Origin of the sequence: Acinetobacter sp. TY1 (assembly GCF_048551395.1) — a bacterium.
GTDB lineage: Bacteria > Pseudomonadota > Gammaproteobacteria > Pseudomonadales > Moraxellaceae > Acinetobacter.
This window is the reverse complement of the sequence record NZ_JBLYZK010000005.1, coordinates 63,984-89,611: the sequence shown is the minus strand read 5'-3', so window position 1 is coordinate 89,611 and position 25,628 is coordinate 63,984. Positions and strand designations below refer to the sequence as shown.

Here is a 25,628-nt window from a genome sequence, read left to right as displayed (position 1 = left end):
AATGCTTTAGTTTCCTTGTACCAAACGTCTTGCACTAATAATTCCTGGTTGTTGCTCAAGTCGAGCAAGTAAACGGGAAAGTTGTGCTAAACCTTTGACTTCAATCAAGAGTTTCATATTGGCAATACCATCCGATTCTGAAATAGTATTAACTTGACGAATATTGATTTGGTCGGAGAAAATCACCTGAGTCAAATCTTTAAGCAAACCACGGCGATCATATGCATCCACCACAATTTGTACACTTTGACCTCGTGTCGGTTGCATTTCCCAATCAGCTTCTACAGCACGCTCAGGTTCATTCTTGATCATACGCAAATAATCAGAACATTCGACTTTATGAATACTCACACCACGATTGAGTGTGATATATCCTGCAATCGATTCACCATGTACAGGCTGACAACACTGTGCAACATGTAATTCCACATTATCAAGACCATCAATAAGAATGCCATGCGCAGACAATGTATGGCTTGCACGTGGATTTAATGTTGGCTTCAATACAAGTTCAGGTTCATCCTGATCGAGGTGCATATGTCGATTGACTTGATTGATCAATGAATGAAGACCGATATCTCCATTAACCAAAGCAACCAAAATATCCTCACCCGATTTCACATTGAAATAATTGGTATAATCACTTAAATCAATACTTTTCGGGTGAATCGCTAAACGAGATAATTCTTTATTCAGAATTTCACGCCCAACCTCAAGATTTTTACTACGATCCTGCTGCCTAAACCAATGACGTAACTTATCTCGTGCACGTGAAGTCTTAATATAACCGAGCGAATTTACCAACCAATCACGATTTGGTTCGCGATCTTTTTTAGTTAAAATTTCAACCTGTTCACCTGTTTTTAAGGTGTAGGTTAATGGCACATAACGCTGATTGACACGTGCCGCGTAGCATTTATTACCGACTTCAGTATGCACATGATAAGCAAAATCAAGTACCGTTGAACCTCGTGGTAGCTCTCGAATATCACCATCACGACTGAACACATAGATTTTTTCAAAACCTTCAAAATCTTGAATTTGTTCAAAATCTTCAGTTTCATCTTCATTCGGATGTGCACTCGTTTCAGTGCGCTCTTGATAATGCTCAAGCACCGCACGCAAAGAATGCAAACGATGGTTAAATGAATAATCGGTATTTTTAGACCCTTCTTTATAGTTAAAGTGTGAACACACACCCAACTCCGCTTCTTCATGCATTTCTACAGTACGAATCTGAATTTCAAGCGATTTGTTTTCAGCAATCACCGCTGTATGCAGTGAGCGATAACCGTTAGCTTTCGGATTGGTAATGTAATCATCAAACTGATGTGGAATGTGTCGCCAAATTTGATGAACAAGACCTAAAGCGTGATAACACTCAGAAACATCATTAACCAATACACGTACTGCACGAATATCATATAACTGATCAAAACTCAGATTTTTACTCTTCATCTTTCGATAAATTGAGTAAATATGTTTTACCCGACCTGAAATTTCAGCATGAATATCATGTTCTGCAAGTTCATTTCTAAGTTTTTCAACGACAAACTGAATATATTGCTCACGCTCTAAACGCTTTTCATTAAGTAGAGATGCAATCTCTTTATAACGCTCAGGTGCCAAATAACGGAAAGCTAAATCTTCGAGCTCCCATTTTAACTGTGCAATGCCTAAACGATGTGCCAATGGCGAATAAATCGTGAGAATTTCTCGTGCAACACGTTCTTGACGTTCTTTAGTTGATGTCGTCAATTCACGCAGTGCAAATGTTCGTTCTGCCAACTTAATGAGAACAACGCGGACATCTTCCGTCACCGAAATCAGCATTTTATAAATGCCAGACAAATGCTCTCGTTGATTGTTATTAAAATGATCTTCGAGGCGCTTATTTTTCTCAATTAGTTCAGACAGTTTACCCATCGCCAAAGTACCTTTGACGAGGCTATAAACGCTCTCACCAAATTTTTGACGAATCTCATCGAGTGTAATAATGTCTTCACGAACACTACGATAAAGCAACGCTGCGGATAAAGTATCTTCATCGACATGCAAATGCGCAAGAATATCTGCCATTCCCAAGCCTGTCGAAAAAGAATTACTTTTATGCCCCGATGCAATATTAAGCTCACGTTGTAAAACCAGCGTTGCAACTTCTGACAGTTGATTAAGCTTGGCACCATCAAGTATACCGCTCACCCGCGCTAACCAAGCATTTAACCCTTGTTGCGCTTCCTCGGCATGTTCTACAGTCGTTTCCTCAGATAACTCGGTGAGTCTTCCAGGTAACTGTTCACGCACTGTGACCATACCACTCTCCTCTGACTGTACTACTCATTTTTAATCGTTTATCTCTTGTTTCTTTTCAAATAAAGCAATGGATTCGACATGCCCTGTGTGGGTAAACATATCCATCACACCTGCTTTTTTTAACTGATAACCGTATTGGGTCAAAATTCCCGCATCCCGAGCTAAAGTAGCTGGATTACATGACACATAAACGATTCTTTTTGCACCAAATTTAGGAATATATTGCATGACTTCTTCTGCACCTGAACGTGGTGGATCAATCAATAATGCATCAAAACCCTGCTTTGCCCAAGAATGTTGTGAAAAATCCTGCGTTAAATCTTGTGAATAGAATTTAACATTGGCAATCCCATTTTTCAGTGCATTTTCTGTACCCCGTTTAACCATCTCAGTACTGCCTTCTACAGCAACAACCTGACCTTGTACACCAACGGTACGAGCAAGTGGTAACGAAAAATTTCCTAATCCGCAAAACAAATCAAGAACACTTTCACCTTGTTTTAAATCAAGCAATTCACATGCCATTTTCATCATTTGCACATTGACCGTTGGATTAACTTGCGTAAAATCTGTCGGATGAAAGGCAAACTCAATATCAAATTCATTCAGTTTATAATGTAGTTGCTTTGGAGCTTCTGCATCATCAATACGATGAACACTATCAACACCTGCTGGTTGCAAATATAACTGCCACTTCTTCTGTAACGCATATTGTCGCAATAGGTTGACATCATGCTCTTTTAATTTTTCAGTATGACGAATCAATAAGGAAATTTCATCATCGCCTTTTGCCAATTCTATATGACCTATTGTCGCTTTGCCTGTTAGACTTTCGAGTAATACCCGAATTTCGGGTAATGCCTCATCTAACTGCTGATCTAAAATTTTACAGGTATTAATATCAATCAACTGATTACTATTGGCTGCACGAAATCCCATCAATAACTTATTATTTTTTGGTAAATAACGCACGCCTATACGAGCTTTATGGCGGTAATCTGTACGCATTGAACGAATTGGTGCTAACCATTCTTGAGGCTCTAAACCCGCAAAATGACTGAAATGTGATTTGAGCACATCCTGTTTTAAACGGATCTGCATATCCTCATGAATATGTTGCATATTACAACCACCACACTGAGTAAAGTGTGGGCAAATCGGCTCAATACGATCTTGAGATGGCTCACTAATGAGCTTGATTTTATCGGCTTCTTCAAGCTTAGAAACTTGGCGTGTAATTTGTACTTTGACCGTTTCACCTGGTAAGGCATAACGAATAAAGACTTTTTTACCTTGTTTTTCTTTTGGATGGTCTTGCTCCGCACAGTAATGCGCTATTCCTCGACCTTCATGTGAAAGTTTCTCAACTTTAAACGTATATTGTGGAAGTTGAGCAGGACGAGTTCGAGCGTTGTGTTTCAAAGAAATACCTAATCTAATGGAGGAATGACAGATTTAAAATCTTGTGCGGTAAACTCACAGTGTTGTGAAGTTTCACGCCATACCTGTAAAAATTCAGCCTGCTGAGGCAGACCCTGTAAATAATGAATCGTGGCTTGAATCCACAATTGATGATCATGCTGTGACAATTGACCTTTCAGTAATGCCCAACGTAAGAAAATCAACCATGTATTGAGTACGTCACCTTCACAATAACTTGTTAAATCAAGCCATTGCTCATTTTTAACATAGGTTGGAATGTGATAACCCACAATGCCACGCTTGCCCGGATAACCGAACAAATGCGCAATATCATCGAGCTTTTGAAAGTTACGACCATTGAACATTGCCATCACGTCCATCAAGTCTACATGACGATGATGATAGCGATTTTGATAGTTATTATAGCGCTTTTGCGTATCAATCTCACCCTGATCGAACAAGGCCGCTGCTGATAAACCATGATACATCGCACGGAATAAAATCACCGGTAAATCAAACTGTGAACCGTTCCAACTGACCAAAGTCGGATGACGTTTATCAAAAATTGATAAAAATTTTGTTAAAATTTCTGCTTCAGACCACTGTTCTCGACTAAACGAAAACAATTTCATTGTGCCTTTTTCATCAATCCATAAACCAGAAATACACACAATTTCATGTAAAGGCAGACGTTGAAACTCACTGCCTGATTCTTGACGACGCAGTTTCGTCAATGCACTTTCTAAATCTTGCTCAGGCAAATCTAAGCCATACAAATGCGCCCCCGATTTCAAATCAGTTAACGTTTCAATATCAAATACTAAAACAGGTAGGCGCATGATGATTGCTCAACTTTCAAAATTAAAATGAATCAGTCCTGAACTAAAAACCATTAGTCTTGAACTGAAAATAAACCTGTAGATAAATAACGATCTCCACGATCACAAACAATACACACGATGACTGCATCAGGATTTTCTTCTGCGATTTTCACCGATGCCCAAACAGCACCGCCCGATGAAACACCCGCACTAATCCCTTCTTCTCGTGCCAAGCGACGTGCTGTTTTTTCCGCTTCAATTTGCGGAATATCCATAATCCGATCTACACGTTTTGGTTCAAAAATCGTCGGCAAATATTCTTGTGGCCAACGGCGAATACCTGCAATATTTGAACCTTCTGAAGGTTGTAAACCGACAATTTGAATCTCAGGATTTTGTTCTTTTAAATATTTAGAAATCCCCATAATCGTCCCTGTTGTTCCCATAGAACTGACGAAATGAGTAATTTTACCTTCTGTTTGTTGCCAAATTTCAGGCCCTGTCGTCAAGTAATGTGCTTCAACATTATCAGGATTACCAAATTGATTGAGAACCAAGCCTTGACCTTCGCTTTGCATTTTCAAAGCCATGTCTCGTGCTTGTTCCATATTTTCAGATTCAATCAATTCAGCGCCATATGCACGCATGGCATCTTTACGTTCTTGGCTTGAACCTGCGGGCATAATGAGTTTCATTTTGTAGCCACGCATGGCTGCAACCATTGCAAGTGCAATGCCTGTATTACCACTCGTTGCCTCAATTAAAGTATCACCTGGTTTTATTTGACCACGCTGTTCAGCTTTCATAATCATGTTATATGCTGGACGGTCTTTCACCGAGCCTGCTGGATTATTGCCTTCTAGCTTTGCCAATACTGTTGCCTGCGTATGACTTGGCAAGCGTTGCAAGCGGACTAGAGGGGTTTTCCCTACATAATGGTCAAGTAAAAATTCATCCGCTAAAAAATTAGGTTGTGTATCAGTCATTAGGTGTACCTATATCGAGGTGCGCCTATTGTATGAAAAAATACTTCTGCCTGCACACTTTTTGGCGCAATTTATTCAGACTGATTAAAGCATCAGCATTTTTTATAAAGCATGCTAATATGCCTGACATGGGGAACGTGTGGTTCAATGGATGTCGAATTTCAATAAGAAACTCTTTAAACGCTTAAAACTCAATCATGCTTACGGTCAACTGATTGCGCTCATTTTCGTTCCCATCATGATCATTTCGTGTGTTGGTGCAGCTTTAGTTTTATCGGAAACATCAAATTCTGCGAAAAACCAACAACGCTCAAGTGCAATTGCAATTTTAAGTCGCTATCAATATACGGCTGTGCAGTTGGCTGATATGGTGGCGAAAAATCCACAAAAAAAAGATGAAGCCGAGCATATTTTACAAAGTTTATTTCATGAACAGTATGTTCGTGGTGCAAGTATTATCAATCAAAAAAATCAACAAATTTTAAATATTGGCTTTCAAGGTCAACGCGATTGGGTTATCCCAAGCAAACAAAATACTTTTTTTGGCCCCATCACTTATAAAAACAATCATGTTTATGGTGCACTTCTTCCGACTAAAGCTGATCAACCTAAATTATGGTTGATGGTTGAACTCGACAATCAACCTTTAGAAATTTCACGCTATCGCGTACTGATTGCGGTAATTACCACAGGCTTATTGACACTTCTTTTATTACTATTGTGTTTGAATTTTTATTCACGGCGTTGGATTGCCCCGATGTACGAAATTCGCATGCAATTACAACGCCTAAATGCTGACACGCTTGATCAGCACATGGTGATTAACAGTACAGGTGAACTGCGTCTATTACAACGAGACATTGCCAATGTGGTCAAACGCCTACATTTCAGTTTCTTAGAACTCAAAGAACACACAGAACAAACTGAAGATGACTTACGAAGAACACTAGATACGCTCGAAGTACAGAATATTACCTACAAACAAGCGCGTGATCAGGCAATTTCATCGAATCAAGCTAAATCAGTTTTTTTAGCCAATATCAGCCATGAATTACGTACACCACTGAACAGTATTGATGGATTTATCCATTTATTATTGCGTCAAGATAACCTGAGTAACGATCAAAGTTTATACTTGCAAACTATTCGTAAATCATCGGCACACTTACTCGCACTAATCAATGATGTCCTTGATTTTTCTAAAATTGATGCAGGTAAACTCGAACTTGAAACTGCACCTTTTGACTTAGAAGAAGCAGTGTTTGATGTGATGGACATGCTTTCACCACTCGCAGCGCAAAAACACATTGATATGGCATTTTACTATGCTGACAACGTGCCTAAGCATGTGATTGGCGATGTTTTACGCGTCAAACAAATATTAACCAATCTCATTTCCAATGCCATTAAATTTACTCCTGATGGTGAAATCATTGTTCGGGTACGTATAGAAGATGATGACATTGGACAATGTTTATTGCATTTCAGTGTTCAAGACAGTGGTATTGGTTTAAGCGGTACAGACCGTAAACGTCTATTTGAGTCATTCTCTCAAGGTGATGCTTCTGTGACTCGTCAGTTTGGCGGTACAGGACTTGGACTCGCAATTTCCAAACAACTTGTACATCTCATGCAAGGACAAATTGGTTTCGAAGATAACCAAGAACGTGCACCGACTGAGAAAGGTTCAACTTTTTGGTTTACAGCCGTACTGAAAACGGATGAAGATTCGATCTTTGAGCATCCAAAATTTACAGACATGCAAGTGGTGTCCTATTTAGCTCATCCTGCAACAGCGAATGTTTTACGTCATTATCTTGAAAATTATGATGTTCAACATACCGAAACTCAGTCTATTTTAGATTTATTCAGTCGCTTAAATAACTTACCTAAAGAATCAGATGATACATGGCTGATTGTCGACCATAGTGGCGATACTGAAGCCTTATTGCGTGAAATTCGTGGACGTTATCAAGGGCATATTGCAGTCTACGGTTATCAAATGATGCTTGACCCAAGCATGATTGCCAAATTTAATGCACGACCACTGTATCAACCTCTCAGTCGTACTGCACTGATTCAACTACTGAAAAACAAACCTATTTTTGAGCCTGAACAACATAAAGATTTTAAAGGACGAGATTTACACATTTTGGCAGTAGATGACCATTTACCCAACTTAATTGTACTTGAGGCATTGCTTGGTGAATTGAATGTCAAAACCACCAAAGCACAAAGTGGTCAGGAAGCTTTAAATATCTTACAACTCAATATTGATCAAGGCTTAAAGCCTTTTGACTTGGTCTTTATGGACATTCAAATGCCTGTCATGTCTGGTATTGATACCACACGTGCCATTCGCTCGCTTGAATCCACCCTTGATGGGATGCGCATGCCAATTATTGCTCTCACAGCGCATGCCCTTTCTGATGAAAAACAAAAACTTCTCAAAGTGGGTATGGATGATTATGTCACTAAACCGATTCAAATTGATCAAATTATTCAAATTTTGACCCATTGGACAGCAGATAAGTTTATTAAACCGCTTCAAGTAACAGAAAATACCGTTATCGTTGAAGCATTAGATCACAATATTTTAGATTGGAAACAAAGCCTACAGTTGGCAGCGAACAAAGAAGATTTAGCACAAGATTTACTCAAAATGTTAGTAGATAGCTTCCCAACTGAACTCACTGAAATTGAACAACTCATTGAACTTGAAGATTTCCCTCAACTTGAGCATGTGCTACATCGCCTTTATGGAGCAACACGCTATGTCGGGGTACCAAAACTGCAAAAAACCACAGGTGAATTTGAACAGTTTGTGTCGACCTTACGTAAAGAACGTAAAAAAGCCGATGATGCATTCATTCATCACACCCAACAATGCTTCGATGAACTACAACTTGTCATTCATGAAGTTGAAAGTGCAGCAAAACAAGTTTTGAATTTTTAACATCTTGTATAAAAAGAAGCATTCTCGCTCACGACTCCTTTCATGCAATTTAATGCAAGGAAATATGGCATTGTACTCAAATAGCCTGCTTAAAGTTGAGTGCTCAATAAGAATCGTGTTGCTTACATATTTCCGTGACTGTACTGTCATGTAACATCAGAAACAGCATGCTATGCTCAAGTCATAAAATTCTGATTCAGCAAAAACAAACAAGAGTGAAAATGCATGGCTTTATTACGTATTGAAAAAAAAGATGGTATTGCAACTGTCTATTTAAACCGTCCTGAAAAACGCAATGCTATGAGCTTTGCACTGCTCAAAGAACTTGTTTCTACGGCACAAAAAATTAAAAAAGATCGCTCTATTCGCTGCGTCATTTTAACTGGTGAAGCCAATGTATTTAGCGCAGGCATTGACCTTGCAGATTTAAATAGCCCTAAAAATACTGCATTTGCCGCTTGGGAATTGATTAAACCAGGTCAAAGTCTGTTCCAAAAAGCATTTTTAATTTGGCAAGAACTCCCTGTACCTGTAATTGCAGCACTTGAAGGTTTTTGTTTTGGTGCAGGTATGCAACTCGCTTTAGCTGCGGACATTCGTATTGCACATCCTGAAACACAAATGTCGATTATGGAAAGCCGCTGGGGTTTAGTTCCCGACATGGGTCTAACACGCTCACTCAAAGGCGTGATTGGTTTAGATCTAGCGAAAGAACTTACACTGACTGCCCGTATTTTTGATGGTCAATATGCCAAAGACATTGGCTTGGTGACACATCTCAGTAGATCGCCTCTCGAACAAGCACAAAAAATTGCGGCTGAAATGTTACAACGCTCACCTGATGCCTTAACCGCAGCAAAACGTGTTTTAGATGCCATGGAACATGCACCAACCAAATCTTTACGTTTAGAAAAAATTTGGCAATTAAAATTACTACTTGGCAAAAATAGCCAAATTGCACGTAAAAAAGATAAGAATCCCGAAGTTCAGTTTTTACCACGTCAATATAAGTAAACTTTAATTTAGCTAATTTAAATTGGAATCATAATTTAATATTTAGGAAAAGTTATGCACTTTGATATTCAAACAAAAATTGCATTTCTAGGCATGGGTTTAATGGGGAGTCGCATGGCAACCCGTCTAATTCAAGCGGGTTTTCATGTTGCAGTCTGGAACCGTACGCCTTCTGCTTGTGAGCAGATTATTGACATTGGTGGATATCCTTTAGAACTCAGCGATATTGCCGACTATCCTGTGATTTTGACCTGTTTAGCCGATGATTCAGCAGTAAAATTTGTTTATGCACAAATCGAGCCTTTTTTAAAAACCGATCAAGTAATTGTTGACTTCTCAAGCCTATCTGTTGATCAAACTACACAACTTGCAGATCAAGCACAGAGCAAACGCTGTCATTGGATTGACTCCCCTGTTTCAGGTGGAACGGCAGGCGCTGAAAATGGCACATTGGTAATTTTTGCAGGTGGACAAGAGAATATCATCCAAGATTTAAGCCTAATTTATAATGTACTTTCGCAGCGTGTGACACGTATGGGTGGAACAGGTACAGGACAAGCCACTAAAATCTGCAATCAACTGATTGTCGCTGCAAATAGTACACTCATTGCAGAGGCTGTTGCGCTGGCAGCACAAGCAGGCGTAGACACTACTCTTCTCGCCCCTGCACTTGCAGGTGGTTTTGCAGACTCTAAGCCTTTTCAGATCTTGACACCGCGCATGGCAACGCATACTTTTGAACCTATACAATGGAAAGTTCAAACGCTTTCCAAAGATCTCAACAATGCTTTAACACTTGCTGAAAAATTTAATTTAGATATTCCTGTTGCACGACAAGCATTATCACAATTAAAAAGTCATCAGCAACAAGGTTATGCTGAAGCTGATCTTGCAACGGTGATTTATCAGGTTGAGTCTAAACGTTAAATTTATTTTCATCTGCATGGAGCACACGTATGACAACGCAATTGGCTGTAAATTTATCGATGATTTTCACCGAAGTCCCATTGATTGAACGCTTTGCATTGGCTCATGCACATGGATTTCACACGATTGAAATTCAGTTTCCTTATGAACTTTCGATTGATGAAATTCGCATGCAGATGGAAATATACGATCTTCACATTTGCCTGATCAATGTTCCTGCAGGCGATCTAATGCAAGGTGGTGATGGCTTAGCAGGTATCCCTGGACGTGAAATTGAGTTTCATCAAGCTGTTGAAAAAGCCATAGAATATGCATCTGCACTAAATATTCCACGCGTCAATATTTTGGCAGGAAAACAACCGCATGATGCCGACTTATTACCTTGCTTAAACACCCTAGCAATCAATCTAAAAATGGCATGTCGTATGCTGACAGAGCAGTTGATTCAGCCTGTTTTTGAAATGATTAATGGCACAGATATGCCTCGCTTCCTCATTCAAAATATTGCCCAAGCACAAGAAATACTTGAAGTCGTACAACACCCTATGCTTAAAATGCAATATGACTGTTACCACATGGCAATGATGGGTGAAGATGTCCTAACAGCACTACAAGAAAATATTGATGTGATTGGACATATTCAATTTGCTGACTGTCCAGGACGACATGAGCCTGACACCGCACAAATTGATTTTCCTAATATTTTTAAATGGCTCAGTCAAAGTCACTATAGCGGTTATATTGCAGCAGAATATAAGCCACAATCACATTCAAATCAGTCCTTTGCTTGGAAAGAAAAATATTTCCCGAATCATCAATCTACCTAAGAGTAATTTTTACTCACATACTTGATTTGAAATTTTTCATTAAAGTGGGTATATTAGACAGTGAGTAATTGTCAGGAAAATAGACTTAACATGAATTCTGAACCATCGCCCAGCGCTTCTAATTCTAAAGAGCTCCCTATGAATTTTCAAAATCCAGATGTATTGACATGTCTTAATGTCGTACGTGAAGCGCTGCTGGATGTAAAAGCCAAAGATATCCTTGCTATGGATGTGAGTTCAGTCAGCAATGTATCTGATGCAATCGTAATTGCAAGTGGTACATCAACTCGTCACATTAAAGCCCTTGCAGACAATGTCGCTGAAGAAGCTCGTAAAGCTGGCTTCCGCCCGATTGGTGTTGAAGGTGAACGTGATGCTGAATGGATCCTCGTGGACTTAGGTTTAATTGTTGTGCATGTTATGTTGCCAACAGCACGTAGATTCTATGACTTGGAAAGCCTTTGGCGCGCAACTCCAGAATCTGTTGCATAAGCCTATGGCATAATTAGTACGTGATCTAAACCACGGCTGAGTATCCAAACAAAAGCGACCACATTCGGTCGCTTTTTTTATGCTGATTAAGTCATGGTTTAGATTCAGTCGATTCAATATTTTATAACAGACTTCTGCAAAATTAGAACACAAAAAACCACCCGAAGGTGGTTCATTAATTTCCTTTTTTTAAAGGAGGTTTTAGGTAGATTTAATCCTAAATGAATTAGTGACCCGTACCATTGATAGCTTTTGTCATATCTTCAACAACTTTCTTCGCATCACCAAAGACCATCATTGTCTTGTCGTTATAGAACAAGTCATTGTCTAGCCCCGCATAACCTGTTGCCATAGAACGCTTAATCACCATGATTGTACGTGCTTTATGCGCTTCAAGAATTGGCATGCCGTAGATTGGAGATGTTGGATCATCTTTCGCCGCTGGGTTTACAACATCGTTTGCACCAATTACAAGTACAACATCGGTTGCAGGGAAATCAGAGTTGATTTCATCCATTTCCAAAATATCTTCATAAGGCACATCAGCTTCAGCTAAAAGTACGTTCATGTGACCTGGCATACGACCTGCTACAGGGTGAATCGCAAAGCGAACCGTTACACCTTGTTCTTTTAAAGTGTTGGCAAGTTCTTTTACTGCATTTTGTGCACGACCTTGCGCCATACCATAACCTGGTACAATCACAACACTGTCTGCATTTGACATCAAGAAGCCTGCATCATCAGAAGAGCCTGAACGATGATTACGCTGTACTTTATCGCCTGCTTCCGCAACTGGTGCTGCTGCACCCATCGTTCCACCAAACAATACGTTGATGATTGAACGGTTCATTGCTTTACACATGATGTAAGACAGAATTGCACCCGATGAACCAACAAGCGAACCAGCAACGATCAACATGTTGTTTTCAAGTGTAAAACCAATACCTGCCGCAGCCCAACCCGAGAATGAGTTTAGAAGCGATACAACTACTGGCATATCACCACCACCGACTGGTGCAATCCACACCCAACCAAAGACAAGTGCAAGTGCTGTCATTGCCCAGAATGCTTGCATATTACCTGTGGTAAAGAACAAGATACCGCATGCCAACATTGCAAGGAAAATGATTGCTTGTACAGGTTTAACCCATGCACCTGAAATGGTTTTTGCCCATTTTTTCGCAGCCAATTTACCGTAAGCAAAAACAGATGCTGTAAATGTAATTGCACCAACGAAACAACCGACGAACAGTTCAAATAAATGAACACTGCTCATATGTGCATGTTGCACGCCCGCAGCTGTCAATACTGATTCATTTTGAGCAAATAAAGCTGTTAATTGGTTGTTATGCAAAATTGCAGCAATCGCAATCAATACCGCAGCCAAACCAACTAAAGAGTGCATCAAAGCAACAGTTTCAGGCATTTGTGTCATTGGAACTGTACGTGCACGAGCAATACCTACAACTGCACCAAGTACCATTGCACCACCAATCATCCACACAACAGGATGGTCAGCGACAAAGAAAGTGGTGATTACAGCGATCGCCATTGCGATCATACCGTAACGGTTACCTTGAATTGCTGTTTTAGGACCCGACAAACCACGTAAGGTTAAAATAAAAAGTACAGCACCAACAAGGTAGAACCAATCTGCATATTCTTTAATGAATTCCATGGATTAGCCCTCTTTCTTTTTTTGTTTTGGCTTAAACATTTCAAGCATGCGCGCAGTCACTGCGAAACCACCAAAAATATTAATACTTGCCAAGAACACTGCAATTGCGCCAAGCACACTAACAACATTGATTGATTGAAATTGCACACTTGCATCAACAATACCCGGAATACCAACCGTTTGAATCATCGCACCAACAACAATAATCGATGACAATGCATTGGTCACTGCCATTAATGGCGTATGCAATGCAGGTGTTACACCCCAAACCACGTAGTAACCAACAAAGATGGCTAAGACGAAAATAGTAATAGTTTCAACCATGATGACTCTCCTTAACCACGCTTTAGCAGTACTTGACCGCCATGAGTTACTAGAAGTGCTTTTTGAATTTCGTCTTCTTGATTCAACACAAAGTTTTTCTCTGCATCAAACAAAGTTTCAACGAAATTAAACACGTTACGTGCATACAATGCAGATGCTTCAGTCGACACTGTCGCAGGGATATTTGGAATACCAAGAATCGTGACACCGTTGTCAGTGACAACATTTTCACCGTTCTTAGAACCTTCTACGTTGCCACCCGTTTCTACAGCCATATCTAAAATGACAGAACCCGGTTTCATTTTGGCAACGGTTTCAGCTTTAATTAAACGCGGTGCATCACGACCCGGCAATAAAGCTGTTGTAATCACGATGTCAGCATTTGATACAGCTTTATCGACAATGATCGCTTGATCACGGATATATTCTTCACCTGGCATCCAACCATAACCATTCTTCGCAGCATCGGCAGCTTTTTGCTTTTCTTCATCCGACATTGGAACGTCTAACCACTTACCACCAAGTGATTCCACCTGATCACGTGCTGTTGGACGTAAATCTGTTGCTTCAACAACAGCGCCTAGACGTTTTGCCGTTGCAATTGCCTGTAAGCCCGCAACACCCACACCCATGATCACCACACGAGCAGGTTTTACAGTACCTGCTGCAGTCATAAGCATTGGAAACATACGTTGATATTCTGCTGCAGCTAAAAGAACTGATTTGTAACCTGACAAGTTTGCCTGAGAAGACAACACGTCCATATTCTGCGCACGAGATAAAGTACGAGGTAACAACTCAAGCGCAAATGCATTGACTTGTTGTGCCGCAAACTGATCAAGTTCAGTATTACGGTACGGGTCAAACATCGCCACAACTGTTGTATTCGGCGTAAGTTTTTGAATTTCTTCACCCTGAGGAGAACGAACTTTCAAAATAATTTGACTGCCTGTATAGGCATCTTCCGTGATTTTTGCTCCGACCTGTTCATAAGCACTGTCAATGTAAGCGGCTCTTTTACCCGCTCCACGTTCAATGACTACAGTATGGCCAGCGCCAATCAACTTCTTTACTGTTTCAGGTGTAGCAGCGACACGACTTTCACCGACAACAGTTTCCGTTGGGATTCCGATCTGCATGAGCATTCCTCAAGCTAATTTTTCTTCAAGTCAACATCGATAAACGATGCTTTCCTCAGGATATGTTTTTTGTTCAATTTTTGGATTCTAATTGAACTTTTTTAAATTACCACCCAATATTTATTTTATAAATACCTATGTTTTGAACTCATGATTCACAAATATAATTTTACGACATACCTAGTATTCATTTTAGCAATGATGAAAAATAGCGAGCTCTTCATTTCGAATGTTTTTTACAGGAAATTTACCGTGATATCCCACATTCAAACCTACCTATAGCATAAAAATAAGACACCATCGGATGATTAGTTTTGACTTTTATGCCAAAAAAACACCATTTTAAAGACAAAAAATAATCAGTAAATTTACTATTAAAACAGTCAATTTATCGTAAATCTAAAGCTTTTATTTGCATTAATGACATTTGAAGATCAATAAAATGGCTCATAAAAACTAAATTTATTGTTGTATCTTTAGACAAATTGATGGCTCTATATTATTCCATTTAATATTTTCATTAATAAAAAAAAGTACTTATATCACAAGATAGTTTTTCCTCATATTCAAAGAAATAATAATAAAAAATATTTTTGTATTTTTTTGAATGACCATTTTGACAATTGATGATGTTAATTGAATAATGACGTCAAATGTGTATATACGCACCAACATGGCGCAAAATTTCAATACAATATTTTGCACAATTTATAACACAAGAAGAATCGCATCATTTTGTAACGTTTATTGGGTAAAAATAAGGTTTAAACATGAAAATTTTAATCTTTTGCACAAATAAAGTATCATTTTTGAATCACTCCGCAGAAAAAAATCTCTACAGCAAGTTCTTTTTTACATCCATTGCGCATTAAAACCACCTTAAGTTTAATTTTATATTCCATATTTTGATTAAACTGATTCTTTTTTTGCATTTTCCCTCAATCATTCGAACCTTTATACTTAGCTTCAAATCTAGACCATTGCCATTTGCATCGTGAGTCTTATGAAACATCCTTTTTCGAGTATACAACTCGGCTCTATCTTCGCTTTAGGCGCAGCCTTTTTGTTTAGCACCAAAGCGATCTTTATTAAGCAAGCGTACGCACTGTCACCCTTAGTCGATGGAACAGTGCTTATGGCACTGCGTATGGCAAGTGCTTTGCCATTTTTCCTACTCATTTGTTGGCTCAATAGACATCACAATCAAGATATCAAAGCAAAAGACTGGTTTCTCTTGATGGTTGCAGGACTGATTGGTTATTACTTTTCAAGTTGGCTCGATTTTGCAGGACTGATGTATATCAGCGCATCTTTAGAACGGATTATTTTATTCCTTTATCCAACATTAACGGTTATTGCCTCAAGTTTTATTTATAAACAAAAATTACGTCTCAAAAGTATCTTTGCCATTGCGCTCAGTTATGGCGGTACAGTTATTGTGATGCTACAAGAGCAAAGTACTGTGGCACATGAAGGTAATTTTTGGATCGGTGTCAGTTTGGTTTTTGCCAGTGCAGTGTGTTTTGCATCTTACCTCCTGTTAACTCCACGCCTCATTCAAAAATTTGGTTCATGGAATTATACTGGTCTTGCACTAAGCATTGCCTGTATTGGGACATTAACACACTTTATAATTGCAACACCCAATCCCATAGGGCTGTTATCTCAACTTCCAACAACGGTCATTTGGTATGGCATTGCACTTGGCTTACTCGTCACAGTATTACCAACCATTTTAATTGCACAAAGCATATCTCGTTTAGGCGCCGCACAATCTGCGATGATTGGTTCAATCGGACCAATTCTCACCATTATATTGGCGGTTTCTTTACTGGGTGAACACATGAATATAATTCAATGGTTTGGTTGCCTACTCAATATTATTGGTGTGATGATGATTACACTGTCGAAAAATAAATTGGCAGGCTGACCACCCACAGATTCACCTACTCACCAACAGCTTGATCTGAAATAATCCGATCAAGTTGTAAAAGCATCTTTTGAAAATGTGCGCCTGAAGATTTTTGAGCAAACTGATCATCTGGATTACGCAATGGACATTGTGTTAATGACAAACAGCCACAACCAATGCATTGATCCAACTGTTGCCGTAACTGCAACAGTTGCATAATGTGTTGATCTAATTGCGCTTGCCACTTTTGTGACATGTTTTGCCAGTCTGCCTTAGTGGCCGCTTTATTTCGCGGCAAGACTACAAAGGCTTCTTTGACCTGTTGCAGACTAATACCCACTTGCTGTGCAATTTTAATAATTGCTACTCGTCTTAACATTGCTCTCTGATAGCGCCGCTGATTTCCTTGAGTTCGCACACTCCAAATCAATTTTTTTTCTTCATAAAAACGTAACGTAGCCACAGTGACCCCGCTACGTTCTGCCAATTCACCAATACCAATCCAATGCTGACTTATTTGACTCATAAAACTCTTGACCTCAAGTTAACTTGAGCTTTGAAAATAACAGAAATACGCTATCCACATGAAAAATTGTTATGAAGAATACTTTAAGGTCAACACCTGAAAATAATACCGCTCTCAATTTTATTAACCCAAATAAACTTTATAATCCGAAACCTTTTGCGTATAGTCATATTGCTGAAGTACGTAATTTTTCACGCATACTTCACATTTCAGGACAAGGTGGTGAAAACCAACAAGGACTTTTATCAGAAAATTTTACCACTCAGACTCAACAGGCATTTTGCAATATTAAAATCGCACTTATGCAGGTTCAGGCTCAGTTTTCTGATATTGCCGTTTTAAAAATTTTGGTTGTGAATCACACCCCAGAAAAACATCAGTTTTTAATACAGGAAATGCAAAAGCATTGGGGAGAATTAGACTTTCCTGCTTGCACGCTCATTCCTGTTCCGTGTCTTGCCATACCAGGTATGCTCATTGAAATTGAGGCTACCGCTTATTCTATATAACGTATTGCGCAAGGAATTTTATGCAATCTTCTATCGATATCAGTAAAGATCGGTCTTTATTGTGGCTCATGGCCATCGCCTGTGGTTTATGTGCTGGAGCGAATTATTATTGTCAGCCGCTCATTCACTCGATTCAACAGTATTACCAAGTTCCCGAATCTCAAGTTGCACTCACAGTCACATTTGCACAAGTATCCTATGCACTCGGTTTATTATTTATTGTCCCTGTCGGCGATATTGTCAATAAAACCCGTTTTATCCCCTTACTTATGCTCGGTGCTGCGGGCGGATTATTACTATGCGCATTTGCAGTCAACTTACCCATGCTTTGGATTGGTACCATCATTACAGGATTATTCTCAGTTGCAGCACAAGTTCTAATCCCACTCGCCACAATGGCTGTTAAGCCTGAAAAAACAGGTGAAATTGTTGGTTTCCTGATGAGCGGCTTATTGGTTGGGTTACTTCTTTCCACAAGTCTTGCAGGGTTATTGTCTGACTTATTCCAATGGAATGTCATTTATTTAGTCAGCGCCGTGATGATGCTTATTTTGGCATTTATGTTGAAGTCACGACTCCCTCAAGTTCCACTGATGAAAATGAGCTACTTTGCTATTTTTAAATCAATGGGTTCACTCATCAAAGCAGAACCAAGATTAATGTATCGTGCGCTTATTGGCGGTTGTGCTTTTGCTGCGATGAGTATTTTATTTTCAACCATTGCAGTACTACTCACATCGGAGCCATTTAAACTGCCTGACGTTATGGTCGGTGTTGCAACGTTGATTGGTGTTTTCGGTGCACTATCGACCACTAAAATTGGGCGAATTGCAGACCGTGGCTATACCTTACCACTGACATGGATTGGCATTGCCGTTCTCGCAATAAGCTGGGTCTTTTTATACTATGGTGGACAGTCATTAATAAGCTACATCTTAGGTTATGGCATTATCAATTTTGGCTTAGCAACCGTTCACAGTAGCAATCAAAATATTATTTTCCGTTTACGTCCCGATGCCAAATCACGTATTAACTCAATTTATATGACAACTTATTTTATTGGTGGTGCATGTGGTTCCGCAGTGGGCGTTTACGCATGGCAACATGGTGGATGGATGATGACGTGTATTGCTGGCATCGGATTGGTTTTTGCCGCTGCATTTTTCTCACTATTAGATACCTTGCATTTAAAACGCATAAAAATAGCTAAATAGACCATTTTAGCTCAATAAAAAAAGCCCTAGACACCCCTCTTGGGCTTTTTTTATTCAAATTATAAAATCAGTAAAATTAACTCACCTGAACAACAGGATAAAAAGGTTGCCCTAAATCTAGACGTTGTGAATTTTCGAGTAAAATATGAATAAAGGCAGGAATCAGTGCAATTAGAATAATACACGCATCTTTCAACTGTTTACGATTTACCGAGCTGTTATAGGTTGCACCGCCATTCATGATTTGGTTACGTAATGTATAAAGACGATTAAACAAAATGATTAAAATTTGAATCGTATCGTATTCTTGTAATGCAAAATTTACTCTTTCCCGCTCAATTTCAAAGTCTTTTTTCCAAGCAGTTTGCGTAATTTTTTGGTTCTGATAATCCCAAAATGGCTGAAACACATAAGGATTTTCAAGAAACAAACGAATAGATTGACTAAATTTATCCCAAAGAATATTGTAAATTTTATGCTCAAAATCTGCCTGACAAACTTTATGCATAAAATCTCGAAAGGTTTGCTTATCTTGAATAAAGCCTGAATCTTGTGCATAGATGGCATTAAATGCAACCCACAAACTCATAAATTTCAAATCAAGATCATCATCAAGATCTGTGGCTTTTTTTAACCAACTCAATCCGCGATGAATACGTAAATTAAATTGATCTGTATGATCAGGCTTTTTACTTTTAAAAATCTCTTCTAATACTTGCATAATTTTTCCTTATATTTTCTTATAAATTAGCATATTAAATGAAGTTCCATAGAGATTTACGACTTATTTTTAAACTCAAATATATTTATTTTACTTATTTTTCTCGTTTTAATTTTTACATCAATGACTTCTACTGTGATCACTGAACGACCATAAACATCATCAGGTACATTATAGCCGTACTTCTTAGAAGCCTCTCTCAAAGTTCCATTGAAGTCGCCATGGCATGTTTTCATATAAAGATCAGCAACCGCCATAATACTCATAGGTATAACATTGATATTACTATTGATTGGAAGAATTGTAACCTGATCTCTATACCGCACTGCTGGCTGTTGAATTGAACACCTCACTTGAAATTTACCAGATTTTGTCGACCAATTAATCTGCGAACTATTTCGATCTTTAGTACCTCCGATGAATGATAATTCAACTTCAACATCATTTTCCACTGTATTGAGTGCCTGAAACTCCGTAATTTTTGCAATTGAACATGGATTTTCATAACAAAATTCTATGATTTTTTTCTCGTTGTACTTTTGAGAAATTGAACACTGATGCTACTTGTAGGGATGGTGCAGGCTGTTGTCCAACAACAGAAGTCTGAGTGATTGGTAATAATTCAGACTTTTGTGCCTCAGCAAAATTTTGTTTTTGTGTTAAATTTTCTGTAGGTAAATCTAAAATCAATTTATTCACTTTCCAACTTAAACCATCACGATGCATGATCACCTTAAGCATTTTCTCTTGATTAGGCTTCTTCACAGATATTTCAAAAACATTCATTGAAAGATAGCGAGAGCTTGTTTCCATCTTGTCTGACTTGCCTAATCTTTCGCTTGACTGACTGTCTCCACTCATTGGACTCATCAAGCCATCTTTAAAAATTTTCCCCTGTAACAGTAGTGTCACACCTTTAGGTGTCACCATGGTATCTACAACTTTATCGATCATTGTGCTTGCGAACTTTGCGCCCAACGCTTGCCATTCATTGGTTTTATCTGTTGCAACATCATTCAGTATTTTAGCTTTAAATTGATCTTTCAAACCTTGACGCACGCTTGGATAGTCAATATATGCCGAAAGCTTCTCGCTATCACCGACCTCGACCGCACTTTTGATATTATTCAACACAAGATAAGGTGATGCATAGAAATAACCACCGATCACAACAACAAGTGCAATGATTACACCCATAATTTTCTTATTCATTTTAATCCCCAATGAATGTAAAGTCTGGCTTCAGTATTCATTCGTTTAGCAAATTGTGTATTTCTAATTGTCTTAAGTGTTTTATCTATTATCAATTGATCTTTATTTTTAGGCAATAAAAAAGCCCTTAAGTCTTATAATGCTTAAGGGCTTTTTTAAATAATTGGTCCCGAGGGTCGGACTCGAACCGACACATCATCTCTGATAGTGGATTTTGAATCCACCGCGTCTACCAATTTCACCACCTCGGGATGAGAGGTATAATAGCGGTTTTCTCAAGCATGTCAACGTATTAAAATTACGTTTGTTTATTTTTAAAGCAAAATACTTTAGATTGAATTATAAACCACCAAATTCAGCGTTTTATTTCAAAAAGCGCTATACTAAAAGCAGTATTTCTTATTGTTTTTGCTGCCACTCCTATGCAACTGTCCGATTTTAATTTTGACCTTCCCGATGAATTGATTGCCCGTTACCCACTTGAAACACGTAGTGCTTCTCGACTTCTGCACTTAAGTGCAGATGGTCGTTATCAAGATCACCACTTCACCGATATTTTAGACTTATTTGAAGAAGGTGATTTATTGGTACTCAATGACACCAAAGTCATGAAAGCTCGCTTAAAAGGTAAACGTGCTTCTGGCGGTGCTGTTGAAGTTTTGGTTGAACGTATTTTTGATCAGACCACTGCACATTGCCACATTAAAGCAAGTAATGCACCTAAAGCAGGTGTGGAGCTATTTATTGGTCCTGATTCGGTTAAAGCCACGGTGACAGGTCGTCATGAAAATTTATTTATTGTTGAATTTTCACAGCCTATTTTAAAAGTTTTAGATCTATACGGTGCTTTACCCATTCCACCCTATTTCAACCGTGATGCGGAAGCAATTGATACTGAACGCTATCAAACCGTTTTCAATGATCCGACCAAACTAGCAAGTGTCGCAGCACCTACAGCAAGCCTACATTTTGATGATAAGCTACTGCAAAAACTTGCTGATAAGGGCATACAAAAAACATTTGTCACTTTACATGTTGGTGCAGGTACATTCTTACCTGTACGTACGCTCGATATTGAAAATCACATCATGCACAGTGAATGGTGTGAAGTTTCAGAAGATGCTGCAAAAATGATTCAAGAAACTAAAGCACGTGGCAATAAAGTCATTGCTGTAGGAACAACTGCGACTCGTGCAACAGAAAGTGCCGCACAGGCATGCGGCGGTCAAATTGGCGCATGGACAGGTGATACACAAATCTTTATCTATCCAGGTTATAAGTTCTGTGTGGTAGATCGTTTAATTACCAATTTCCATTTGCCTGAATCAACTTTACTCATGCTCGTTTCTGCACTATCTAACCGTGACAATATTTTAAATGCCTACAAACATGCTGTAGACAGTCAATATCGTTTCTTTAGTTATGGCGATGCAATGCTGATTGATCAGGCAAATTAAGCGTAATATTTGTATTTAAAAAAGGCCACGCATTAAAAATACAATGCTTGGTCTTTTCAGAATTCACTCTATATTCTTAAATATCTCCACACGATCCGCTTATTAACTTACATCTAAAAAAATATATAAAAGCCAACAAATATTTGCCTGTAAAATTTATTCTGTCATGATAATTTAATCTCAAATTTTCCGTATAAATACACAGTAAAAAATAATGACATCATTTTTCACACAATTTAAAAATGCCTTTTCAGGACAAAATCAGAATAACCAAATTGCCTTGCATAATATTCAACGCTTGCAAGATATTATGCGTAATCCCCCTCCATCTGAGCATTTATATACCCTACTTAATGAATGGGAAAGTGATAATAATCTTGAAATCCATAATTACAGTTTTATGTTATGGATCACTTTGGCTGTGGTTTGTCTGATTCTCACTTTTATTTTGCATTATGGATTTCTCCTACTCTCCATAGGATTGGTCATTTATGCTTTTGTTAAACGAACCTCAACTTCTGCGCGCGATGATTTAATTAAGCATATGCAAAATTATTGGCTTGAGCGAAAGTATCAGATCTATTTTAGGCAAAGTAGATATAGTGAAATAGATGACTTTAGTGATAATCACTCAAATAATGCTCATGAAAATAGACAGCAAAAATGGGCTCAATTTGACCATCCATTTAGTTTCCCCTATTTCCAATTAGGTAATCATGCCAACGACATTCAACACTGTATTTACGGAGAGTGGCACATTCAAGGAAAAGATTATCCATTCATATTATTCAACTATCATTATGTCGATAAAAATGTCGACAAAGACGAGGATGGTAAAGAAACCATTTCATATGATCATCATGACTTATACGGTGTAATGGTTGAGGGATTCCCAGGGCGTGGTACGAGTATTTCGAGTCAGCAAAAACGTCAATCTCGTTTAGGTGTCAAATGGACTTCGGGGGATATCAAGTTTGACCAAGCCTATCAACTCAGTGGTATTGATGAGATGCATTTAGCGAAATTCTTTTCACCACAAAATATTTTATCGCTTGAAACTGCAATGCAATCCTTTCATGGCGATTTTTATGTTCATCCTCAAACAAGCATGCTGTGTTGGCTATTTAAAAAAAATATTCTACAACATTCATCCGAAGATTTAAGTATTCGTAACGTACATGAACTTGCGGAAAGCCTTTTACAGTTAAAGATGACTGAATTTGAAAAAATGACACACATTATGCAGATGTTGATTCCTGAGCTGAGCTCGTAGTTAAAATATAGTACTCCCTATCATTGAAACCAACCAATCGAACAATTAAGTAAGAGGCATAAAAATTTATATTTTCAACTCTACCGTTAAAATGATCCTATATTCTCACCCTATCAAAATCGCTTTTTTATTCTTCGGCTTTATCGCATAATCAATTTTACTTCAGATCTTTTCTAGCCGATTTTAATTTATGCCCATCGATACTGTTCAACATTTTATGCATGTCACCACCCATAAAAACAAACAGGTCATGCACAATGTCGCTCGACTTTGGACAATTGGGCAACAAGCAAAATCAGATCAAGATATTTTAGATGCCTTACACCCTTGGAATGATAATAAAGAACTGTATTTTTATAATAACCTACCTCGCTTACTGTTTATTTCAGGTGTTTTGACCTGTTTATTCGGGTGGGTTATTCATCACTATATTCCATTTATTTTAAGTTTTAGTACAGGCGCACTGTGTTGTTTTTTGGCTTATCTTATTTATGAAAGTGATGAACCGATTAATGAAGTGATTGCTTTTCTTGAAGAGCGCATCATGTTGTTACGCTATGATTTACATTTTAACAAAATGCCAGGACATATTACGACAACATCCAATTCTATTTTGGTGATGAGTAAATTACGTCAAGCATTCCCACTATTTTCGCAAGGCAATGCGAGTAATGAAATAGTACAATTTGCAGCAACGACTTGGCATGATGATGGTACTGAACATCAGGTTTTAATCTTTCACTATCACTATGTCGATGAACTTTCCATTCACGGTGTCGATTTAAAAAAACAAAAAATCAAAGATATTCATACGGATCAATGGGGCGTGTTTATTTTTCAAATGCCACCACTTGGTTTTGCCGCAAGTAATAAACACGATCAATTTGTCTATCCATACCATCAAAAATGGCAAAGTAGCGATATTTTGGTCAATCAAAAAATCAATATTTTCGGTTATGAACAGCATCAACTCGCTCGAACTATTAGCCCGAGTCAGACCTTAAAACTGAGTGATTTTTTTGAAGATTATAACGGTGATCTGATTTATCATTTTCAAGAAAATATTTTCTGTTATTGTGGTGATCAAAATCTGCTTCGAGTTTCACACCGAAAACGTGAAATTCGTGATATTTCGACTTTACGTGGGCATCTACGCACCTTAACCATGCCTGAATATGAAAAATTTAAACAGAGCATGCTAAAATTTATCTCATAAATGCTTTATTCCACTAAAGCTAACAACATTTACCACAACATTATAGGAATAACAAAATGGGATTATTGGTTTTTATTGGTATTTTTGTCCTTCTCGCGATTTGGGGCATTTCCATTCGCAATAATATTGTACGTTATTTCAATGCAACCAAACGTGCTTGGGCAGAGGTTGCCAATTTTGAACGCCAAAAAATAAAAACGCTTGAAACACTCGAACAAACCTTATCGCAATATACCCAATTTGAAAAATCGACTTTAGAAAAAGTAACTGAATTACGTCGACAGATCATGAATTTAAATATCAACAACACTGATGTTTCTCAATTGCAACATATTGAAAAACTTAGCCAAGAAATGATGAAAGGCTTAAATGTTGTCGTTGAAAACTATCCAGAACTCAAAGCCGACACACTGTATGCAAAAATGATGGATGACATTCAAGAACAAAATGAAAATGTTGGTGCTGCAATTACCATTTTTAACCGCAATGTAGAAGAATTTAACAACACCATTGAAATTTTCCCAAATAATATGGTGAATACATTGACGCTGTCGAAAAAACCAATCCGTCCATTTTCAGATGCTGTCGCTATGCAAAACTTTGATTATCGCCCAAACTTTTAAGCTATTTTTTGTATATCAATTTACATTCTCAGCCAAATAACACAAAATACATAACGAAAATTAAAT

Annotated in this window: 23 protein-coding genes and 1 tRNA gene; 12 read left to right on the top strand and 12 right to left on the bottom strand. The window is 38.2% G+C overall.

Annotated features, from left to right (window positions below; translation table 11 throughout):
• Positions 1-6: 6 nt before the first annotated feature.
• Genes ACK2M2_RS04960 through cysM form a run of 4 tightly spaced genes read right to left on the bottom strand, consistent with a single transcriptional unit; the run spans position 7 to position 5,542 of the window.
• On the bottom strand, positions 7-2,313 hold the full coding sequence (locus tag ACK2M2_RS04960; protein WP_409510839.1) for a RelA/SpoT family protein: 2,307 nt from the start codon (positions 2,311-2,313) through the stop codon (positions 7-9).
• A gap of 30 nt (positions 2,314-2,343) precedes the next feature.
• Positions 2,344-3,735 (bottom strand): 23S rRNA (uracil(1939)-C(5))-methyltransferase RlmD, encoded by a 1,392-nt coding sequence (rlmD, locus tag ACK2M2_RS04955; protein WP_419346368.1) that lies wholly within the window; start codon positions 3,733-3,735, stop codon positions 2,344-2,346.
• An 8-nt stretch (positions 3,736-3,743) separates the two neighbouring features.
• Positions 3,744-4,574, bottom strand: coding sequence for a 3'-5' exonuclease (locus ACK2M2_RS04950; protein ID WP_419346366.1), 831 nt, complete (start codon positions 4,572-4,574; stop codon positions 3,744-3,746).
• A gap of 53 nt (positions 4,575-4,627) precedes the next feature.
• Entirely contained in the window at positions 4,628-5,542 is a 915-nt protein-coding gene (gene cysM, locus ACK2M2_RS04945; RefSeq protein ID WP_409510836.1) for a cysteine synthase CysM, read from the bottom strand.
• A 151-nt stretch (positions 5,543-5,693) separates the two neighbouring features.
• Here cysM and ACK2M2_RS04940 point away from each other — a divergent pair, with 151 nt between their 5' ends.
• From ACK2M2_RS04940 to rsfS, 5 genes are all read left to right on the top strand, one after another.
• Positions 5,694-8,498, top strand: a complete 2,805-nt coding sequence (locus ACK2M2_RS04940; RefSeq protein ID WP_419346364.1) for an ATP-binding protein — start codon at positions 5,694-5,696, stop codon at positions 8,496-8,498.
• Between the two features lie 225 nt (positions 8,499-8,723).
• Positions 8,724-9,512: a crotonase/enoyl-CoA hydratase family protein gene (locus ACK2M2_RS04935; RefSeq protein WP_409510834.1), complete on the top strand. Its 789-nt coding sequence runs from the start codon at positions 8,724-8,726 to the stop codon at positions 9,510-9,512.
• A 54-nt stretch (positions 9,513-9,566) separates the two neighbouring features.
• A complete protein-coding gene (locus ACK2M2_RS04930; RefSeq protein WP_419346363.1) occupies positions 9,567-10,439 on the top strand; it encodes an NAD(P)-dependent oxidoreductase in 873 nt (290 codons plus the stop codon).
• A 29-nt stretch (positions 10,440-10,468) separates the two neighbouring features.
• A complete protein-coding gene (locus tag ACK2M2_RS04925; RefSeq protein WP_409510832.1) occupies positions 10,469-11,266 on the top strand; it encodes a hydroxypyruvate isomerase family protein in 798 nt (265 codons plus the stop codon).
• A 90-nt stretch (positions 11,267-11,356) separates the two neighbouring features.
• On the top strand, positions 11,357-11,758 hold the full coding sequence (gene rsfS, locus ACK2M2_RS04920; protein WP_409510831.1) for a ribosome silencing factor: 402 nt from the start codon (positions 11,357-11,359) through the stop codon (positions 11,756-11,758).
• A 226-nt stretch (positions 11,759-11,984) separates the two neighbouring features.
• Here the strand turns inward: rsfS and ACK2M2_RS04915 are convergent, their stop codons facing one another.
• From ACK2M2_RS04915 to ACK2M2_RS04905, 3 genes are read right to left on the bottom strand one after another with little or no spacing between them, the layout of a single operon-like run.
• Positions 11,985-13,436: an NAD(P)(+) transhydrogenase (Re/Si-specific) subunit beta gene (locus tag ACK2M2_RS04915; protein ID WP_409510830.1), complete on the bottom strand. Its 1,452-nt coding sequence runs from the start codon at positions 13,434-13,436 to the stop codon at positions 11,985-11,987.
• Between the two features lie 3 nt (positions 13,437-13,439).
• The gene (locus ACK2M2_RS04910) at positions 13,440-13,760 is read right to left on the bottom strand and encodes a proton-translocating transhydrogenase family protein (RefSeq protein ID WP_409510829.1); all 321 of its coding nucleotides are present in this window, start codon (positions 13,758-13,760) and stop codon (positions 13,440-13,442) included.
• A gap of 11 nt (positions 13,761-13,771) precedes the next feature.
• A complete protein-coding gene (locus ACK2M2_RS04905; RefSeq protein ID WP_409510828.1) occupies positions 13,772-14,899 on the bottom strand; it encodes a Re/Si-specific NAD(P)(+) transhydrogenase subunit alpha in 1,128 nt (375 codons plus the stop codon).
• A gap of 1,003 nt (positions 14,900-15,902) precedes the next feature.
• Between ACK2M2_RS04905 and ACK2M2_RS04900 the strand changes: the two genes are divergently transcribed.
• Complete coding sequence (locus ACK2M2_RS04900) at positions 15,903-16,829, top strand: DMT family transporter (RefSeq protein WP_409510827.1); 927 nt, start codon at positions 15,903-15,905, stop codon at positions 16,827-16,829.
• A 16-nt stretch (positions 16,830-16,845) separates the two neighbouring features.
• Here the strand turns inward: ACK2M2_RS04900 and soxR are convergent, their stop codons facing one another.
• Positions 16,846-17,337, bottom strand: a complete 492-nt coding sequence (soxR, locus tag ACK2M2_RS04895; RefSeq protein ID WP_419346360.1) for a redox-sensitive transcriptional activator SoxR — start codon at positions 17,335-17,337, stop codon at positions 16,846-16,848.
• A 71-nt stretch (positions 17,338-17,408) separates the two neighbouring features.
• Between soxR and ACK2M2_RS04890 the strand changes: the two genes are divergently transcribed.
• Positions 17,409-17,846, top strand: coding sequence for a RidA family protein (locus ACK2M2_RS04890; RefSeq protein ID WP_419346358.1), 438 nt, complete (start codon positions 17,409-17,411; stop codon positions 17,844-17,846).
• 20 nt (positions 17,847-17,866) lie between these two features.
• On the top strand, positions 17,867-19,060 hold the full coding sequence (locus ACK2M2_RS04885) for an MFS transporter (RefSeq protein WP_409510824.1): 1,194 nt from the start codon (positions 17,867-17,869) through the stop codon (positions 19,058-19,060).
• 76 nt (positions 19,061-19,136) lie between these two features.
• On the opposite strand, the gene ACK2M2_RS04880 is transcribed toward ACK2M2_RS04885, so the two are convergent.
• The 4 genes from ACK2M2_RS04880 to ACK2M2_RS04865 all read right to left on the bottom strand — a co-directional run bounded on the left by ACK2M2_RS04880 (position 19,137) and on the right by ACK2M2_RS04865 (position 21,244).
• On the bottom strand, positions 19,137-19,781 hold the full coding sequence (locus ACK2M2_RS04880) for a hypothetical protein (RefSeq protein WP_409510823.1): 645 nt from the start codon (positions 19,779-19,781) through the stop codon (positions 19,137-19,139).
• A gap of 56 nt (positions 19,782-19,837) precedes the next feature.
• On the bottom strand, positions 19,838-20,233 hold the full coding sequence (locus ACK2M2_RS04875; protein WP_419346356.1) for a hypothetical protein: 396 nt from the start codon (positions 20,231-20,233) through the stop codon (positions 19,838-19,840).
• A gap of 49 nt (positions 20,234-20,282) precedes the next feature.
• Positions 20,283-20,993: a DUF2939 domain-containing protein gene (locus ACK2M2_RS04870; RefSeq protein WP_419346354.1), complete on the bottom strand. Its 711-nt coding sequence runs from the start codon at positions 20,991-20,993 to the stop codon at positions 20,283-20,285.
• A gap of 164 nt (positions 20,994-21,157) precedes the next feature.
• A tRNA-Leu gene (locus ACK2M2_RS04865) sits at positions 21,158-21,244 on the bottom strand.
• Positions 21,245-21,415: 171 nt separating this feature from the next.
• Here ACK2M2_RS04865 and queA point away from each other — a divergent pair.
• The 4 genes from queA (at position 21,416) to ACK2M2_RS04845 (ending at position 25,562) form a co-directional block, all read left to right on the top strand.
• Positions 21,416-22,450: a tRNA preQ1(34) S-adenosylmethionine ribosyltransferase-isomerase QueA gene (gene queA, locus ACK2M2_RS04860; RefSeq protein WP_419346352.1), complete on the top strand. Its 1,035-nt coding sequence runs from the start codon at positions 21,416-21,418 to the stop codon at positions 22,448-22,450.
• A gap of 214 nt (positions 22,451-22,664) precedes the next feature.
• Positions 22,665-23,723, top strand: coding sequence for a hypothetical protein (locus ACK2M2_RS04855; RefSeq protein ID WP_419346350.1), 1,059 nt, complete (start codon positions 22,665-22,667; stop codon positions 23,721-23,723).
• A gap of 190 nt (positions 23,724-23,913) precedes the next feature.
• On the top strand, positions 23,914-24,939 hold the full coding sequence (locus tag ACK2M2_RS04850; RefSeq protein ID WP_409510818.1) for a hypothetical protein: 1,026 nt from the start codon (positions 23,914-23,916) through the stop codon (positions 24,937-24,939).
• Between the two features lie 56 nt (positions 24,940-24,995).
• A complete protein-coding gene (locus tag ACK2M2_RS04845) occupies positions 24,996-25,562 on the top strand; it encodes a LemA family protein (RefSeq protein WP_419346349.1) in 567 nt (188 codons plus the stop codon).
• The last annotated feature ends 66 nt before the right edge of the window (positions 25,563-25,628 follow it).